At 53.2% G+C, this 16,642-nt stretch carries 13 protein-coding genes; 7 read left to right on the top strand and 6 right to left on the bottom strand.

All coding sequences use genetic code 11. From position 1 onward, the window contains the following. Positions 1-138: 138 nt before the first annotated feature. Together RGQ30_RS08720 and RGQ30_RS08715 are read left to right on the top strand one after the other, a co-directional pair. Positions 139-852: an N-acyl amino acid synthase FeeM domain-containing protein gene (locus RGQ30_RS08720; RefSeq protein WP_130556285.1), complete on the top strand. Its 714-nt coding sequence runs from the start codon at positions 139-141 to the stop codon at positions 850-852. Positions 853-974: 122 nt separating this feature from the next. Next, positions 975-3,770 (top strand): EAL domain-containing protein, encoded by a 2,796-nt coding sequence (locus tag RGQ30_RS08715; protein WP_338284343.1) that lies wholly within the window; start codon positions 975-977, stop codon positions 3,768-3,770. On the opposite strand, the gene RGQ30_RS08710 is transcribed toward RGQ30_RS08715, so the two are convergent. From RGQ30_RS08710 to metE, 4 genes are all read right to left on the bottom strand, one after another. Further along, positions 3,740-4,660 carry a mechanosensitive ion channel domain-containing protein gene (locus RGQ30_RS08710; protein ID WP_130556287.1) on the bottom strand — a complete coding sequence of 307 codons (921 nt, stop codon included), beginning with the start codon at positions 4,658-4,660 and terminating at the stop codon, positions 3,740-3,742. The two genes, RGQ30_RS08715 and RGQ30_RS08710, sit on opposite strands and share 31 nt — an antisense overlap. Before the next feature lies 1 nt (position 4,661). After that, a complete protein-coding gene (locus tag RGQ30_RS08705) occupies positions 4,662-6,422 on the bottom strand; it encodes a monovalent cation:proton antiporter-2 (CPA2) family protein (protein WP_130556288.1) in 1,761 nt (586 codons plus the stop codon). A gap of 18 nt (positions 6,423-6,440) precedes the next feature. Then, positions 6,441-7,634, bottom strand: coding sequence for an acetyl-CoA C-acetyltransferase (locus tag RGQ30_RS08700; RefSeq protein ID WP_130556289.1), 1,194 nt, complete (start codon positions 7,632-7,634; stop codon positions 6,441-6,443). Positions 7,635-7,714: 80 nt separating this feature from the next. Beyond that, complete coding sequence (metE, locus tag RGQ30_RS08695) at positions 7,715-10,093, bottom strand: 5-methyltetrahydropteroyltriglutamate--homocysteine S-methyltransferase (RefSeq protein ID WP_298217170.1); 2,379 nt, start codon at positions 10,091-10,093, stop codon at positions 7,715-7,717. A gap of 93 nt (positions 10,094-10,186) precedes the next feature. Here metE and RGQ30_RS08690 point away from each other — a divergent pair, with 93 nt between their 5' ends. Next, positions 10,187-11,113, top strand: coding sequence for a LysR family transcriptional regulator (locus RGQ30_RS08690; RefSeq protein ID WP_130556291.1), 927 nt, complete (start codon positions 10,187-10,189; stop codon positions 11,111-11,113). 4 nt (positions 11,114-11,117) lie between these two features. Then, entirely contained in the window at positions 11,118-11,426 is a 309-nt protein-coding gene (locus tag RGQ30_RS08685) for a hypothetical protein (protein WP_130556292.1), read from the top strand. A 271-nt stretch (positions 11,427-11,697) separates the two neighbouring features. Here the strand turns inward: RGQ30_RS08685 and RGQ30_RS08680 are convergent, their stop codons facing one another. Together RGQ30_RS08680 and RGQ30_RS08675 are read right to left on the bottom strand one after the other, a co-directional pair. Further along, the gene (locus RGQ30_RS08680) at positions 11,698-12,195 is read right to left on the bottom strand and encodes a hypothetical protein (protein ID WP_130556293.1); all 498 of its coding nucleotides are present in this window, start codon (positions 12,193-12,195) and stop codon (positions 11,698-11,700) included. Positions 12,196-12,281: 86 nt separating this feature from the next. Then, positions 12,282-13,253 carry a sodium-dependent bicarbonate transport family permease gene (locus RGQ30_RS08675; RefSeq protein ID WP_130556294.1) on the bottom strand — a complete coding sequence of 324 codons (972 nt, stop codon included), beginning with the start codon at positions 13,251-13,253 and terminating at the stop codon, positions 12,282-12,284. Positions 13,254-13,344: 91 nt separating this feature from the next. Here RGQ30_RS08675 and RGQ30_RS08670 point away from each other — a divergent pair, with 91 nt between their 5' ends. From RGQ30_RS08670 to RGQ30_RS08660, 3 genes are all read left to right on the top strand, one after another. After that, positions 13,345-14,253 carry a LysR family transcriptional regulator gene (locus RGQ30_RS08670; protein WP_130556295.1) on the top strand — a complete coding sequence of 303 codons (909 nt, stop codon included), beginning with the start codon at positions 13,345-13,347 and terminating at the stop codon, positions 14,251-14,253. A 98-nt stretch (positions 14,254-14,351) separates the two neighbouring features. After that, a complete protein-coding gene (locus RGQ30_RS08665) occupies positions 14,352-15,122 on the top strand; it encodes an SDR family NAD(P)-dependent oxidoreductase (protein WP_130556296.1) in 771 nt (256 codons plus the stop codon). A 27-nt stretch (positions 15,123-15,149) separates the two neighbouring features. Further along, a complete protein-coding gene (locus RGQ30_RS08660; protein WP_130556297.1) occupies positions 15,150-16,325 on the top strand; it encodes an acyl-CoA dehydrogenase family protein in 1,176 nt (391 codons plus the stop codon). The last annotated feature ends 317 nt before the right edge of the window (positions 16,326-16,642 follow it).

Below are 16,642 nucleotides of genomic sequence, written 5' to 3'. Positions count from 1 at the left end.
AAACCTTGTATGGGTATTCGGAATTGTGACTTTGTCTATTCCGATCGAGTGATACATGTGACCGGAACTTTAACCCGATCGGGGGGACGCAAACTGGATGTGAAATATTTAAGGTGAGTCCATTACCCGGAGAGCCACATGTCCACCCCTTCAGCAATCAATTTGCTTGCCGAATCCACGACTCATTTACTTCCCTTCTGGATCGCGAAAGCGGAAACCGATCACGAATTTGAACTGGCTGCCAAAGCGCGTCAACTCGCTTATGGTAGACACCTGCCGCAGCTTGGTGAAAAGTTGGGTGAACCCGATGACGACGACAGATGCGATGAGTTTGCGGTGCTAATCGCCTATGCCAAACTGGATGGCAGTTGCATTGGCACCGTCCGCATCCAGATTTCCCGGCATCGTCCCTTGGCTCTCGAGCATTCATTTGGTTTGCCACCAGCCCTCCGTGAAGGAAGAATCGCCGAAATTTCACGATTGGCAATTCCGGCGAGGTCCAATGGTTTGGCCCTGCGCCTCATGTTGATCAAGGCTGCTTACTGGTATTGCCGATCGAATCTTGTTGATCGTGCTTTTCTGTGTGTCCGGCATCCCGTGGACCGCCAGTATCGCCGGTTCGATCTGGAGGATGTTCTGCCTTCCATCGAATTTATCCCGATGGCCCACATCGGGATGATTCCCCACCGTATTTTCTGGTTTGATGTTTCTGACATTGAGGCACGCTGGCTCATGAACGCCAACCCTCTGCATGCACTGTACATATCGACCTCCCATCCTGATTTGTTGAGCAATCTGCAAGCGCGTACCTTATTGCATGAGACCCGGGGTCTCTTGCGTTCTCACGGATAAAAAACATGTATGCAGTTGTTGCCCCTGCAAAACTCTTCAGATTTTTGCAAAACTTTCAGGATGCACCGTGGATCCCTTTTTTTTCCGGTGTGCTGCTGGTCTGTTTCCTCCTCGTGTCCTTTGTGAATCTGTCTGTTGTCGATCACCAGACCAGCGAGGACCTGCCCGTGCGTTTTTCCGTTCTTGCACGTGATGAAGTCAAGGCCTCACTTTTTGAAATCATCGACAAACTTCAGGTGGTTTCGCCACAGAGCATATTGCGGACCCATCTGAACGAAGAACCCTACTGGGTGTATGCCAAGCTTTCCAGCAGCGTGTTGTTCAACAACAATCAAATGTACTTTCGTTCTCGTCACCTGGTGCAATCCAGTTGCTGGCGACATGATGAGCAAGACAACCTTATTCAGCTGATCTTGAAATCGAATCAGGGTCGCTTGATCTCGGCGGATCTCAATGGCAAGGTAGACAGCTTGGGAGTGTTGTGCCAGTTCAGTTTCATCGGCCCGGCCAGTCTTGAAATGGGTTTGCAAACTGGCTCAAGTTTCACCGAAAGTACCTTGGACTTTGAACGGCGCCAGGGCTTTCTGGAAGGGGTGTTGTACCTGATGATTGGTCTAGTCGCTTTGGCTGCCATCATGACCCGCAGTTCCCTGTTCATCTGCTATGGTTTCTGGTTGTTTGCCAGTTTGCGCCTGGTCGCCTTGTCAGAGGGGTGGGACCATCACTTGTTTGGAATACAGCTGACTTCAGCAATACTTCCGAATGCCCGCATGATGGCCATGGCCATGTATTTTGCGTCCACACTCTTGATGTTGTCGCAGCTGTTTGAAAATGTTCGTCGAGAGTCATGGCTCGGTGTGATGCGCGCTTTGCAAGGTACCAGCATCATTTTGCTCTTGCTGGCCCTGTTTTCCTCTTACAGCACTTTCCTCGAGTTGCTTTGGCCCATGAGCTTGTTGGGGGCTTTTGTGGTGGTGTGGGTTGTGGTGCAATATTTTCTGGAACGACGTGACAGGGTAGCCATTTATTACATGGCTGCCATGATCGCGACCTTAACCGGGGTTGTTGCTGAAATACTGGCCGCGTGGTTTGACCAGACATTTTTGCTTCAATTTTTCAATAGCGCTTCGGTGACTGTGTTGGCCAGTGTGATGACCGCCGTGGCGCTCGCGGAGTTTCTTCGCAACGCGCACCGTCAACAACAGGCGGCTGCACAGCAAATCGAAGCGGCACACGAGCGCCTGGAAAGCGTGTTCGATATTGCGCCGTCGTCCATGTTCACTTGCACCAACCGTGGCCAACTGTTGACCTACAACAAGCAGTTCGCCGATTATTTCCTGAGTCGAACCGGGCAACCCACTTTTGATTTTCTCCAGCCTCAGCATCTGAATGCCTTGTTCAATCTTCTGGAGCAGCCAGGCCGCTCGTCACGGCGTGAATTGCCGGTGGTGGTCGGGGAGGGGCAAACACGCTGGTTCGAACTGGTGGTCAGCCGCGACCAGCATCAGTTGGTGGGGGTGGTGAGCGACTTCACCATACGCAAGGACCGCGAACTGGCCTTGCAATATCAGGCCACGCACGACGAGCTAACTGGCGCACTGAATCGTCGCGGTTTGCAGAACTGTATCCACACGATCTTGCAAAAGCGGACAGCCAGCTTCACTTTCTTCTGCCTTGAAATCAAGCAGTTCACCAAACTAATTGGCGCCTACGGCGTGACAGTGTCTGACCAATTGTTGAAGTCATTTTTCACCGAACTGTACCGTTACATGAATACACAAGGGGAGGTGGCCCGTTTGCATGTGGACCAGTTTGTGGTGTTGGTTAACCAGAATGAAACCTTGGCCGCGGAGGAAACTTTCACCCTGTTTCTGGAGCGTCTTTCGGCTGCTCCGTTTCTTCTTGAGGGCCGAAGTATCCAGGTGTCAGTGCTGGCCACCATTGTAGTGCAGGGCATGGTGGACAATGTGCTGGACGTGATGGATACAGTGGAAGTGTCCATGCAGGAGTCTGGTTCCAAGGCCAAGCGCAATGTCAGTTTGGAAAAAGTGGTGTTCGAGCAGCAACAGACCCGAAAGCTGCTGGAGCAATCCCGAACAATTCGCGGTTTGCGTGACCAGAAATTGCCCGAGGGCCTGACGCTCGCCTGGCAACCGATTTTTCCCTTAGACACCGTGGATGGGCCGCTTTACGCCGAGGCGCTGTTGCGGATACAAGCCAAGGATGGTTCATTGAACTCAGCCGGGTTTTTACTCGAGGCGTGCGAAAGGGACGGTCACACCGCATTTTTGGACAATTGGGTGCTAACCCAAAGTCTGAGTTTTTTAACTGAATATGCGGATCAGCTCCAGAAGTTGAGTGTTCTCAGCATCAACGTGTCGCCAGGGTCGTTGAATGATGAAATTTTTCTGCAGGATACCCTGGCCTTGATTCGGGCCCATCAGCCCCAGGCCGCCAAGTTGTGTCTTGAAATCACCGAGGTGGGTTCTGTCATTAATCTGCAGGCGGTTCAGCAATTCATTGAACAGGTTCGAACCCTGGGTGTGCGAATTGCCCTTGATGATTTTGGTGCAGGTTACAGCAACTTCCGGTATGCCATTGACCTGCATGCCGATGTCATCAAGATTGATGGTTCAATCATCAAGAACATTTGTCACAGCACAGAAAGCCACGCAGTAACCGCCGCCATTGTAGGCTTGGCGCACGACCTGGGTTGCAAATGCGTGGCCGAGTGGGTCGAGGATTTGCACACCCTGCGTGAAGTCAAAGAGCTGGGTGTGGATTACATACAAGGGTACTTGATTTCACCCGCTGTCAACTGCCACAGATTTCTGGGCCTGAAAAGCCCTTTCGATTTGTCGCAGGACAGCGACCGAACAAGACGCATTCAGGAAATCGTCGAATCTGCCACTTGCTGATTGCTTGCGCCCGCCGGCACATGTGGCACCAGTTCGACATACTCCACCCAGAATCGCTTGACGATTGATTTCTCAAGATGGCCGCGTTTGCTCAATGGGCAGGCAAACCGCAAGGTCATGCGAAGGCATTTTTCGTCCACGCTAGCCCAGAACACTTCGGGCCTGGCCTTGGGCAAATCAACAAAGTTGTCGCGTTCCACGGCTGTGAAATGTCTTTCCGCTTCTTCGATCCAGTGTTTGCCAGCTTCATTGGCCAGGCGCAATGCCAGGGTTTCTGCGGTTTGTATTTTCACAAACTTGTCAAAATTGAAATCAATCAAGTGAATGCCATAAGAGCCATACACCGAAAGGTTCTTCATGGCCTGTGTAAAAACAAGGCTGTTTGGCAATGACAACAGCCTGCCTGTCTGCTTTTTCGAGGGGCCGATTTCAGCCAGCTCGAAAGTAACAAACCCGGTATTCACCAGCTGCCCTGTGAACTGGCCCACTTCGATGGTGCTGCCAATTCGCAGGCTTTTGTTCAGCGAAATGATCAGGGCACCCCACAGGCACAAAATGAATTCCTTGCTGACAATCAGCAAGGCACCGCCAATTGCAGCCAGTGAAATCAGAAACCCTGTGATTTGTCCTGACCACAAAGCCAGTACCAGCAGCAGGGCGGTGACCCAGACAATGTTCTTGCGGCGTACCCAGGTTGCGCGGAAATTTCCTGTTTGTGGCTGTACTGCCCGCGTTTCCTTCAACAGCCGCCAGTGCATGAACCGGTTCACCAGCGTAGCCAGCATGAGCAAAGTCACAGACAGGATCAATTTGCCCAGGCGGCCTTCCAGAAAAGTAAAGACCTGTTCAACAGCGGGTTCAAGATCCTTGAAAAATTGTATAAATTCCATGTCAGCTTCTGCTTGTTACCTGTTTGTCTTGCTGGAAAATCGCTTCCAGTTCTTCGCGGCCCTGTCGACCAATTTCGATGACCTTTTCGCTGTCACCCAATACCTTGGCCTGCTTTTTCAACAAACCTTCATCGTGCAATTTGAACGCTTCCGCTTTTTGCATGGCTTGGCCGTCGCTGTAACCCAAGGCGTGAAGGGCTTCGGTTGCTGCTTCCAGTGCGCCAGCAAACACCTCTCGAACCACCGAATGTGCACCGGCTGCTTTCAAGGCCAAATAATCATTCCGGTTGTGGGCGCGGGCAATGACCGTGATTTTTGGGTAGTGATGAACAATAAACTCGACGATGCTTTGCGTCATGGTGGCATCGTCAATGGCCACAATCACAGTGCGTACTTTTGAAATGCCAGCGGCTTCAAGCACTTCGCTGCGGGAAGCGTCGCCGTAATACACCTTGTTGCCGAATTTCTTTACAAACTCAATGTGGTCTGCATTCTTGTCCAGTGCAGTGAAGTGAATTTGATTGGCCGCCAGAATACGGCCGGTAACCTGTCCGAATCGACCAAAACCCAATATCAGCGCTTCCGATTCCTGTGCGTCAAACTTCTGCAGGTTTTGAGGCGCTTTTGCAATCTGCTTGTCGGTGAATTTGTCAAACCACAGCACTGCAGGGGCTGTCAGTGCCATTGAAATGCCAATCATCAGGTTCACCATGCCCGACGTGCCTTCGCCGAGCAGCTTCAATTCCATGGCTTGTGCCATGATCACGAAACCGAATTCGCCGCCTTGGCACAGCATCAAGCCCAGCATCAAGCCGCGTGGAAAGGGCACCCCCGCCAACATCACCAGGCCAATGATGACCACTGCCTTGAGCGCCATCAGGCCGAGCGTACCGAACATCACCGTCAGTGGTGAATCTACCAGCAAGGCGAAATCAAGGGTCATGCCGATTGATATGAAAAACAGGCCGAGGCTCAAGCCCTTGAATGGTTCAACGTCTGCCTCAAGCTGGTGACGAAACGAAGAATTGGCCAACATCATGCCCGCCATGAAAGCACCCAGGCCCATGGACAAATTCGCATGTTCCATCACCACGGCCGAGCCCAATACAATCAGCAGGGTGACCACAGTCATGATTTCGCGGCCACCATAGCGAGACAGGAAATTCAAGGCTGGGTTGATCAGAAAGCGCGCAAAAACGATCAGGCCCAACACAGCTACCGGTGCCAACCACCATTGGTTGGGGTCGGTGTCCGGCTCGACGGGTGCCATGGCCTGGACCACGAACAGGATGGGTACCACGGCCAGGTCTTGAAACAGCAGAATGGAAAAGCCGCGCCGGCCGTCTTCATTACCCAAAATACCCTTGTCCGCCATCAACTGAATGGCAAAGGCAGTGGACGAAAGGCCCAATGCCAGGGCGATAACCAAGGCGGCATTGCTGTTCATTTCAAACAGGTAGGCCAGCACGCCATAAATGATGCCTGCCGTGATCAACAACTGGCCTGAGCCCAGCAGCAACACCTGCGCCCGCATGGCCCACAGTTTCGCAGGCTCCAGCTCCAGACCGATGACGAACAGCAACAGGATGACGCCAATTTCAGAAAAATGAAGTACCTTTTCAGGGTCGTCGATCAGCCCCAGGATTTCAGGGCCGATGACCACGCCGGCTACCAGGTAGCCCAGAATTGCACCCAGGCCCAATTTCTTGAACAAGGGCACAGCCAGGGCGGCGGCCAGCAAAAAGTAAACAACACTTTCCATGTAGCGTCTCTCGTTTTTTTAGATCAATTCAATCGCCAGGGCCGTGGCTTCGCCACCACCAATACACAAGGCAGCCACGCCAGTTTTTCCACCTGTTTTTTTCAACGCGCCAATCAGCGTGCACACAATGCGCGCACCACTGGCACCAATTGGGTGGCCCAGTGCGCAGGCACCCCCATGAATGTTGACTTTGTCCGCTGGCAAATGAAGGTCGGCCATGGCCGCCATGGTGACCACGGCAAAGGCTTCGTTGATTTCAAACAGATCCACGGAGGCTGCGTTCAGCCCTGTTTTTTCAAACAGCCGTTGTAACGCACCAACTGGTGCCGTGGTAAACAGGCTGGGCTTTTGTGCGTGGGTGCTGTGTCCCAGTATGCGCGCCAATGGGGTCAAGCCCAACTTCTCTGCTTGGCTTTGTTTCATCAGTACCACGGCCGCTGCTCCGTCGGAAATGGATGAACTGTTGGCTGCAGTAACCGTTCCCCCCTCTCTACGAAACGCCGGCTTCAACGTGGGTATCTTGGCAGGGTCTGCTTTCAGGGGTTGCTCATCGGTGCTGACAAGTTCCACGCCTTTGCGATTGGGCACTTCTATCGGGGCAATTTCCCATTGAAAGCTGCCGTCTTCCGTGGCCTGTTTGGCGCGTGCCAGCGAACGAATAGCGAATTCGTCCTGGGCCTGCCGGGTGAAACTGTATTGGTCGGCGCATTCTTCGGCGAAGGTGCCCATCAGGCGACCTTTTTCATACGCATCTTCAAGGCCGTCCAGGAACATGTGGTCCATCACCTGTCCATGGCCCATGCGCATGCCGCCCCGTGCCTTGGGCAGCAGGTAGGGGGCATTGCTCATGCTTTCCATGCCGCCGGCCACAGCCACGTTGGTACTGCCCGCCAGCAGGCTGTCATGCGCCATCATGATGGCTTTCATGCCGGAACCGCACATTTTGTTGATGGTGGTGCAGGCGCTGCTCAAGGGAAGCCCGGCAGTCAGTGCAGCCTGGCGTGCAGGCGCTTGCCCCTGGCCTGCGGGCAACACGCAACCCATGATGACTTCATCGACTTTTTCAGACAGGGTAGGGTGGCCGGCGCGCAGTACGACTTGCTGAATGGCATGTGCACCCAGCTCAGCGGCTGTAAAGCCGGACATGCTGCCTTGAAAGCCGCCCATGGGGGTGCGCGCGGCCGATACGATCACGATGGGGTCGTGGTTCATGGTGTGGGGTCTCCGGGAAAGTAGGTGTTATTCGTCCTATTTTCCCGTGGCCCCGGGGGTTTTGGCCCCCATCGCAGCAATTATGCTGCAGTTTTTTCAGCCTTGTTTTGAGTCTCAAGTTCGCAGCGCAACTGCTCGGTGGCTTTCACCATGACTGTGAGTGCTGCCTCCGTTTCCTCCCAGCCTCGCGTTTTCAAGCCACAATCCGGGTTGACCCACAGATTTTCCGGTGGAATAACCTGCGCAGCCTTTCTGATCAGGCGAACAATTTCTGCCTGCTTGGGCACGCGGGGGGAATGAATGTCGTACACGCCCGGGCCAATTTCATTGGGATAATCGAATTCACCAAAGCCACGCAGCAACTCCATGTCGGAACGGCTGGTTTCGATGGTGATCACGTCCGCATCCATTGCCGCGATGGCCGGCAGAATGTCATTGAATTCCGAATAGCACATGTGGGTGTGAATCTGCGTGTCGTCCCGAACCGGGCTGGCCGAAATGCGAAATGCCTTGCTGGCCCACTCAAGGTAGTCGTTCCAGCGGGCTTTGCGCAGCGGCAGGCCTTCCCGGTAGGCAGGCTCGTCAATTTGAATCATGCCAATGCCCGCCTGCTCAAGATCGGCCACTTCGTCCCGAATGGCGTAAGCAATTTGCAGCGCGGTGGTTGCACGTGCCTGGTCGTTGCGCACGAAGCTCCACTGAAGAATCGTCACTGGTCCTGTCAGCATGCCTTTCACCGGCTTTTCGCTCAAGCTTTGTGCAAAGGCTGCCACATCCACTGTCATGGGTTTCGGGCGGGCTACATCGCCAAACAATATCGGCGGTTTGACACACCGCGAGCCATAACTTTGAACCCAGCCATTGGCCGAGAAGGTAAATCCTTCCAGTTGCTCGCCGAAGTACTCCACCATGTCGTTGCGTTCGGCTTCACCGTGCACAAGTACATCCAGACCGATGCGTTCCTGAAAGTCGATGGCCTGGCGGATTTCCTGGCTGATGTGTTGCCAATAGGTCGCTTCATCAATCTCGCCTGTTCTGAACCGGGCACGCAGGTTTCGAATGTTCCTGGTTTGTGGAAAAGAGCCGATTGTGGTGGTTGGGTAGGCCGGCAAGTTGAATCGCTCCCGTTGCAACTGTTGGCGCACGGCGAATTCACTGTGTCGCTGGTCAGCTGTGGGCGCAATGCTGCTTATTCTCGCTTTGACCTCCGGGTTGTTCAACAAAGGGCTGTTCCTGCGCTGCTTCACCAGGTCCTGGTGGGTATTCCAGATATTGGCCAATGCACCTGTCAGTGATTTTCCCTGCAATTGGTTTTTGGCAGCCTGCTTCAGCAATTCAATTTCTTCCAGTTTTTCAATGGCCCCGGCCAGCCAGGGCAACACCTGCAGATTCACACGGGTGTCATTGCTGAATCGGTATGGCACATGCAACAACGAGCAACTGGGCGCAATCCACACTTCGCCCTTGCCTGCATCAAAAGCCTTGAGAATGTGCTGAAGAGCCGGGTTCAAATCGGTTTTCCAGATGTTGCGTCCATCCACGATGCCCAGCGACAACACCTTGTAGTTGGGCAACCAGTCAATGATGAGGGGCAGGTCTTCTTCAGCACGAACACAATCCACGTGCAAGCCATCTACCGGCAGTTTGCAAGCGATGCTGGTGTGGCCCTGAGTACTTGAAAAGTAGGTGGCCAGCAAAATTTTGACACCACTGGTTTTCAATTGCAGGTAACTGCGCTCATAGGCGGCCAGCCAGGGGCCGGGCAAATCAAGCCCAAGAATCGGTTCGTCCAGTTGTACCCATTCCACGCCTTGTAACTTCAAGGTGCTCAGAATTTGGCCATACACGGGCAGCAGTTGATCCAGCAAATCCAGTTGATCGAACCCGGCCTGCTTGCTTTTTCCCAGGAAGAGGAAAGTCAGTGGACCAATCAAACTGACCTTGACCGGGTGGTTCAGTGTTTTGGCTTGCTCAAGTTGTGCAAGCAAGTTGCCGGCGTGTGCTTTGAACTGTGTGCTCGCATTGAATTCCGGCACCATGTAGTGGTAATTCGTGTCGAACCACTTGGTCATTTCAAGTGCATGGGTTTCTTGTGGATGTAAGCCATGTGCGCTCGAACCATGCGCGTGGTTGCAGCCACCGTGGTTTTCAGCTTTTCCGCGCACCATGGTGAAATAGCGCTGCAAGGGAGCCTGTTCATTGGCGAACGCAAAGCGCTGTGGTTCGCAGCCCAACAGTTGAATGTGATCGGCCATTTGATCGTAAAAGGAAAAATCGCCCACAGTGATGAAATCCAGCCCGGAATCTATTTGGGCTTTCCAGTGCTTCAGGCGCAAGGTGGACGCGGTAGCCTGCAGGCTTTCTTCGCTCGCGTCCCCGCGCCAATAGTCTTCCAGTGCAAATTTGAGTTCGCGGTTCTCACCAATTCTGGGAAAACCCAATGTGTGTGTCTTGATCATGATGTCGGTTCTTTCGCAAGTAAAACATCATGATCGGCTGAAGAGTAGTATTATTCAAACGAATAATATTACGAGAAATAGTGAATAAAATTCATGTCGAAAAGTATTCTTGAATTGCGCCACCTGCGCACATTGAAAGCAATTGAGCAGACAGGTAGCTTAAGCCGGGCTGCCGATGTGCTGTGTATTACCCAAAGTGCGGTGTCGCATCAAGTCAAGGCACTTGAAGAATGGTTTGGCGAAGAGCTGGTGTACAAGCAGGGCGGGCAAAGCCGCTTCAGCCTGGTGGGGCAGCGTTTATTGCAATTGGCCGGGCAGGTACTTGGGCAAGTTGACCAAGCCGAGCTGGATATTCTTCAAATGAAGCAGGGTGCTGGCGGCCCTTTGCGGGTTGCTGTGGAATGCCACACCTGTTTTGACTGGCTGATGCCCTCGATGGACGTGTACCGCAACCGGTGGCCGGAAGTTGAGCTGGACATCGTGTCGGGTTTTCACGCCGACCCGGTTGGCCTGCTGCACAAGGGTGAGGCTGAACTGGCCATTGTGTCCGAGCTGTGCGAAGAAGAGGGCATTGTGTCCTTTCCCCTGTTTCGCTTTGAAATGGTGGGCGTGGTGCCGGTGGATTCAAAACTGGCCAAGCGTGCGTACCTGAAGCCCTCTGATTTCGCTGACCAAACCCTGTTGACCTACCCGGTGCCCGACGACATGCTCGATGTTATCAAGCATTTCCTGACACCTGCCGGTGTGCAGGTTAAACGCCGCAGCAGCGAACTGACCGTGGCCCTGTTGCAGTTGGTGGCCAGCAAGCGCGGCCTGTCGGCCTTGCCTGCCTGGGCTGTGAAAGGTTACGTGGACCGGGGATATGTGGCGCAGGTTCCCTTGGGTAGAAAGGGTTTGACATCAACCCTGTATGCAGCCTTGCCTAAAGCCATTGCAGGCAAGCACTACACCGCAGATTTTGTTGCGGTGATGCGTGAAGTTTGCGCGCGGGAACTGGTGGGGATTGAGTTGTTGGGGTGAAGTCATGTTGTCCACGCAGTGCAAGGTGCGCAATGAAACCGGAGCGGGTTTCGCCAGCGGCTTTAGCCGCCTGGCAAATCAGGAACTACAACACCAAACACGCTGTCATTTGCCTGCTTTATTGAGATGGGATACCTCATTGAAGCTTTATTTCGTCAATGAAGACATTGCAGTAGCTCAATCTGAGCTTTCCATTTTCAAGCCGATTTACGTATCGGCTGGTATCCACTGCAACAATCAAAGGCGCCACGTTTCTATCGACTTTGTTCCTGATTTTTTCCAACAAATCCCATCGAGCTTTCTGAGTAACTGATGCCATGTTGTTGAGAGGTTCTATTCCCTTGAATCTTATCTGCACGGTCTGTTTACAATTTGGTGCGTCAATTGGAAATTGATCTTTGGGGACCAGAATTTCAAATTGAGACCAGTTTCTGACAAACGATTCCAGTGTAGATGGGGCTTCCTCGTTTACCGTCAAGTCGTGGGTGTTTGCGAAATAAAGCACAGGTTCATTCAGAAACTTGATTTGTTCTGCAAGTATTGGGTGCGGTGGGAGCAGAAACAGACTCACAACTAACAGGCTTTTATTCAACATTGCAAGTCAGCTCCCCGACAGTTTGATTCCAGACTTCAATGTATTTGTCTGGAAATCCTTTACCAAGCATCGTGTTGTAATATTTTTTCCAGTAATTCGCCATTGCCTCAATATCACCGGATTCTGGGATGCCTTCTCGAACTCTGGCGTAATGCACTCGCGCCATGGCAGTTCCATACTGATCATTGTTAATCAGTTCATGCTCTGGGTCTGCGTCATGTGCTGTCTTGAATTGCAGAACCTTGTCTGCAAGGGGTTTTCGGAAGGCCAGGTAATTGTTCCAAATGTCATCGTGCGTGGCCATCTCCATTTGGTACAGGCCTCTCGCTGGCCCGTTAGCCATTTGCTTTCTCCAGGTTAATCTACTTTCCACCAACGCAGTTCCAAGTAACAGTTCAGCGATGTTGTCCCCGCCCATCTTCATGGTTTCAAGGGTTGGAAGAATAATATCTCTGTGAAAGTGATGACAGATTGCCTTGGTTGGCATAAGGGTTCCAATGAATTGCGATCATGGAAATCTATTTGATAGGGATTCAGACAACAAGTTTAGGTATGCGTGTTCACTTTTTGTGATTAGCCAATCTGCACCCCCGCCCACTGCACATAAACCGGAATACCCACCAGAATATTCAAAGGAAAAGTAATGCCCAACGACAACCCCACGTACAGGCTGGGGTTGGCTTCCGGAATGGCGTACCTCACCACAGCGGGCACTGCAATGTAAGATGCACTGGCCGCCAGCACCATCAGCAGGGCAGTGTCACCCACACTGGCACCAATTGCCTGAGCCAGTAACCAGGCCAAGGTGGCGTGGGCCAGCGGCGCAAGCACCGCGTAGGCGATCATCCACTTGGACACGGCTTTCAACTTCGGCAGGTGTTTGGCTGTGGTAAGGCCCATGTCGAGCAGAAAGAAAGCCAACATGCCTTTGAACAGGTCGCCGGTGAAGGGTTGCATGGCTTCCTTGCCGGCACTGCCGCTCATGAAACCGATCAGCATCGCGCCCAGCAGCAACAGTTGCGCACCTTCCGTGAACGATTCCTGCAGCAGGTGGCCAAATCCCTTGCCTGGCACAGTTTCAGCGCCAGCGCCTTTGGCCTGCTTTCTCGCCATGTTGGCGAATAGCACCGCGAGAATGATCGCAGGCGACTCCATCAGCGCCATGGCTGCCGCCATGTGCCCGCCGTACGCGATTTCGGATTTTTCAAGAAATTGCACCGCTGTAATGAATGTCACCGCACTGACCGATCCATAGGTTGCTGCAATGGCTGCTGCATCAAACGCCGAGGTACAACGTTTCAAAATCGGGTAGCTGATCAAGGGAACCAGCACAGCCAGTACCACCGCCGCCCCCAGGCCGCCCAGCACCTGGGTGTTGAACCCGGATTCGTGCAAGGCGAAGCCACCTTTCAAGCCCAGGGCCATCAGCAGGTACAGGGACAAAAATCGGCTGACCTGCGCTGGAATTTCCAGGTTTGATTTGACCAGCCCACTGAAAATGCCGAGCAGGAAAAACAGGATTGCGGGGTCGGTGAAGTTGTTCATGGGGTCTGCCTTGATGAAAGTGCGCCCATGCTAAGCAAATGTATTTATCATGTAAAATCAGAAAAATACGATTAATCATCATCAAAAGATTATGAATCTGACCCTTCGGCAGTTGCACCTGTTCACCGCGCTTGCCCGCCTGAAAAGCCTCACCGCGGTGGCGCGGCATTTTCATGTCACGCAGCCCACGGTGTCCATGCAGATGAAAGAGCTGTCTGAGTCCGTGGGTTTGCCTTTGTACGAAGTCATTGGCAAAGCCATCTTTCTGACGCCTGCAGGTATTGAACTGGAAGCCACAGCGAGGGCCATGCTCAACGAGCTGGAAGGTTTTCAGCAGCGTATTGACGACATCAAGGGTTTTCGGCGCGGCAAGTTGACCGTGGCCGTGGTCAGTACGGCAGAGTATTTTGTGCCGGGCTTGCTTGGTGACTTTTGTGCCAGGTATCCCGAGGTGGACATTGCACTTGAAGTATTGAATCGCAACGGTGTCGTTCAACGGCTGGAACACAACCTCGACGACCTGTACATCATGTCCAAACCCCCGGCCAACCTGGACGTGGAAGCCAAAGCCTTCATGACCAATTCATTGCAGGTGGTTGCCCCCTTGGGTCATCCTTTGGCGCAGCGCAAACGGATCAAGCACACCGAGTTGACCCGCTATCCCTTCATTCTGCGGGAACGGGGTTCAGGCACTCGCCTGGCGTGCGATTCTCATTTCGAACAACTCGGCTTCGAACCGGTTGTCAGGCTTGAACTGGGCAGTAATGAGGCAATCAAGCAGGCAGTACAGGCGGGTATGGGCCTGGCGGTGTTGTCGGAGCACGCTCTGAATGCGGGGTCGGCAACCCAGGATTTGACGACCTTGAATGTTCAAAGCTTCCCGATACATGCCAACTGGTACACTGTGCGGCCCAATGGCAAAAGGCCCTCGCCGGTGGCGGCCGACTTCTGGCGCTACCTGAATGTCGAGTTGAAAAAGGGCAGGTCACAAAAAAATTAAAAAACGAACGTTCGTTCGAATCTGCTTCCCTCCAAGCCAACTCATTCTGCGTTAATCTACTGTTTACTTTACAAAAACAGCAGTCAAGGAGACTTTCAATGAATTTGAATAATTTGGTGGCCGTGGTCACGGGTGGTGCGTCTGGTTTGGGTTTGTCAACTGTTGAGCAGTTTGTTGCTGCCGGTGCCAAAGTGGCCGTGTTTGACATGAACGAAGATGCGGGCAAAGCTGCTGAAGCGGCACACCCCGGCAAAGTGATTTTCCAGAAAGTAAACGTTGCCGATGCGGCTTCGGCACGTGCTGGCATTGATGCAACACTGGCTGCTTTTGGCGCCATTCATATTGCCGTGAACTGTGCTGGTGTGGGCACTGCTGGCAAAACGCTGGACCGCGACAGCAAGGCATTGCCGCTGGAAGCCTTTGCAAAAACCATCAACATCAACCTGATTGGCACCTTCAACATTTCCAGCCTGGCTGCTGAAGCCATGGCCAAGAATGCACCTGATGAAGATGGTCAGCGCGGCGTCATCATCAACACCGCATCTGTTGCAGCCTTTGATGGCCAAACCGGCCAGGCCGCATACTCCGCCAGCAAGGGCGGTGTGGTAGGCATGACCTTGCCCATGGCCCGTGACCTTGGCCGTTACGGCATTCGCGTGATGACCATCGCCCCCGGCATTTTCGACACCCCGATGATGCAAGGCGTTTCTGAAGAATACCGCCAGCCACTGATCGCCATGGTTCAAAACCCCAAACGCTTCGGTGCACCTGCAGAATACGGCCGCCTGTGCGTCAGCATTGTTGAAAACAACTACCTGAACGGCGAAACCATCCGTATCGACGGCAGCATCCGCATGCAGGCCAAGTAACAAGAGCAATTGAACAAAGGAATCATCATGGGCGCAATAGACCAATCCGTGAATCAACTTCAGTCCGCTGACAATGAAGACATCACCCTGTTTCGGGACATGCTGTTGCGTTGTCTGGAAAAGGAAGTGATTCCTCATTACGACCAATGGGAAAAAGACGGTTGGATGCCCAAGGAGGCCTGGCTCATGCTGGGTGCCGCCGGCATGCTGGGCCCCGACATGCCCGAAGAATTTGGTGCAGCCGGTGCGCCATTTGAAGTCGCCCTGATGATCCTTGAAGAAACCTGCCGGTTGAACCTGCACTCATTGAGCACGGCACTTAACGTGCATGCCAACATCGTGATGCCCTACATCAACAACTTGGGTACCGCTGAACAGAAAGCACAATGGCTGCCCCGCATGGTCACTGGTGAAGTGGTTGGTTCCATCGGTATGACCGAACCGGGCGCAGGCAGCGACCTGGCTGGCATGCGCACCAACGCGGTTCGCGATGGTGACGAGTGGGTCATCAACGGTTCCAAAACTTTCATCACCAACGGTCTGCATTGCGGGTTGATTGTGCTGGCTGCCAAAACCGACACCACCAAGGGTGCAAAGGGCATCAGCCTGTTTTTGGTGGACAGCAGCTTGCCGGGCTTCAAGAAAGGCAAGGGCATCAAGAAAATGGGCCAGCATTCCAACGACACGGCTGAACTGTTTTTTGACAACCTGCGTGTCCCCGCCAATGCACTGCTGGGCGAAGAGAACAAGGGCTTCATTTACCTGATGCAGGAACTGCCCCGCGAGCGACTGGGACTTGGTTCTCAAGCGATTGGTGCCTGCGAAGGTGCCATGGCGATTACTGCAGATTATGTCAAACAGCGCAAAGCCTTTGGCAGCACCGTGGCGCAGTTCCAGAACACCCGATTCAAAATGGCTGAACTGCGGGCCCAGCTTGAATTGGCAAAATCCTATCTGAAACAGTGTGAAGCGCGTTTCAAAGTCGGTGCAATGACCACTGAAGAAGCCTCTATCCTGAAGCTGACCTCCACCGAGTTGCAGGTAAAACTGACGCACGAGTGCCTGCAGTTATTCGGTGGATATGGCTACACCGAGGAATACCCAATTTCACGTTTCTTCACCGATGCACGGGTTCAAACTATTTATGCGGGCACTTCGGAAATCATGAAGGAAATGATTGCGAGAGGCGAGTTGGGGCGGTGACTCCGCAACTTTGATGATGAGCCACCGCGGAGTGGCTCGCCTGAGTTTGCAACATTGCTTATGAGCCACCTCAGCGTGGTTCCCCAGATTTCGCACTGAAAACAGCTGATCCCTTTTTGAACCAAGGCTTTGCATTCGCATAGGCCCGACAATAAAGCGCGGTCGGGCCACTGCGTCGCCCCTTGGGCGACCATGCAAGCCAAGGTTCAAACGGGGCAGTTTTCTGAATGTGCGAAACAGGCGAACCGACCGCCAAGGTGGCTGAATCACCAGCGCCTGCGAGCATCCAACCTCTCCGGGATTGAACAGGTGCATGA

Origin of the sequence: Limnobacter thiooxidans, from assembly GCF_036323495.1 — a bacterium.
Classification (GTDB): domain Bacteria; phylum Pseudomonadota; class Gammaproteobacteria; order Burkholderiales; family Burkholderiaceae_B; genus Limnobacter; species Limnobacter thiooxidans.
The sequence above is the reverse complement of the archived record's forward strand: the minus strand, read 5'-3'. Positions and strand labels throughout refer to the sequence as shown.

What these genes read in the sequence shown, in the direction of transcription:
- RGQ30_RS08720 (WP_130556285.1), top strand. Translation starts at nt 139, where the DNA reads ATGTCCACCCCTTCAGCAATCAATTTGCTTGCCGAATCCACGACTCAT.
- RGQ30_RS08710 (WP_130556287.1), bottom strand. Translation starts at nt 4,660, where the DNA reads ATGGAATTTATACAATTTTTCAAGGATCTTGAACCCGCTGTTGAACAG.
- RGQ30_RS08705 (WP_130556288.1), bottom strand. Translation starts at nt 6,422, where the DNA reads ATGGAAAGTGTTGTTTACTTTTTGCTGGCCGCCGCCCTGGCTGTGCCC.
- RGQ30_RS08700 (WP_130556289.1), bottom strand. Translation starts at nt 7,634, where the DNA reads ATGAACCACGACCCCATCGTGATCGTATCGGCCGCGCGCACCCCCATG.
- metE (WP_298217170.1), bottom strand. Translation starts at nt 10,093, where the DNA reads ATGATCAAGACACACACATTGGGTTTTCCCAGAATTGGTGAGAACCGC.
- RGQ30_RS08690 (WP_130556291.1), top strand. Translation starts at nt 10,187, where the DNA reads ATGTCGAAAAGTATTCTTGAATTGCGCCACCTGCGCACATTGAAAGCA.
- RGQ30_RS08685 (WP_130556292.1), top strand. Translation starts at nt 11,118, where the DNA reads ATGTTGTCCACGCAGTGCAAGGTGCGCAATGAAACCGGAGCGGGTTTC.
- RGQ30_RS08680 (WP_130556293.1), bottom strand. Translation starts at nt 12,195, where the DNA reads ATGCCAACCAAGGCAATCTGTCATCACTTTCACAGAGATATTATTCTT.
- RGQ30_RS08675 (WP_130556294.1), bottom strand. Translation starts at nt 13,253, where the DNA reads ATGAACAACTTCACCGACCCCGCAATCCTGTTTTTCCTGCTCGGCATT.
- RGQ30_RS08670 (WP_130556295.1), top strand. Translation starts at nt 13,345, where the DNA reads ATGAATCTGACCCTTCGGCAGTTGCACCTGTTCACCGCGCTTGCCCGC.
- RGQ30_RS08665 (WP_130556296.1), top strand. Translation starts at nt 14,352, where the DNA reads ATGAATTTGAATAATTTGGTGGCCGTGGTCACGGGTGGTGCGTCTGGT.
- RGQ30_RS08660 (WP_130556297.1), top strand. Translation starts at nt 15,150, where the DNA reads ATGGGCGCAATAGACCAATCCGTGAATCAACTTCAGTCCGCTGACAAT.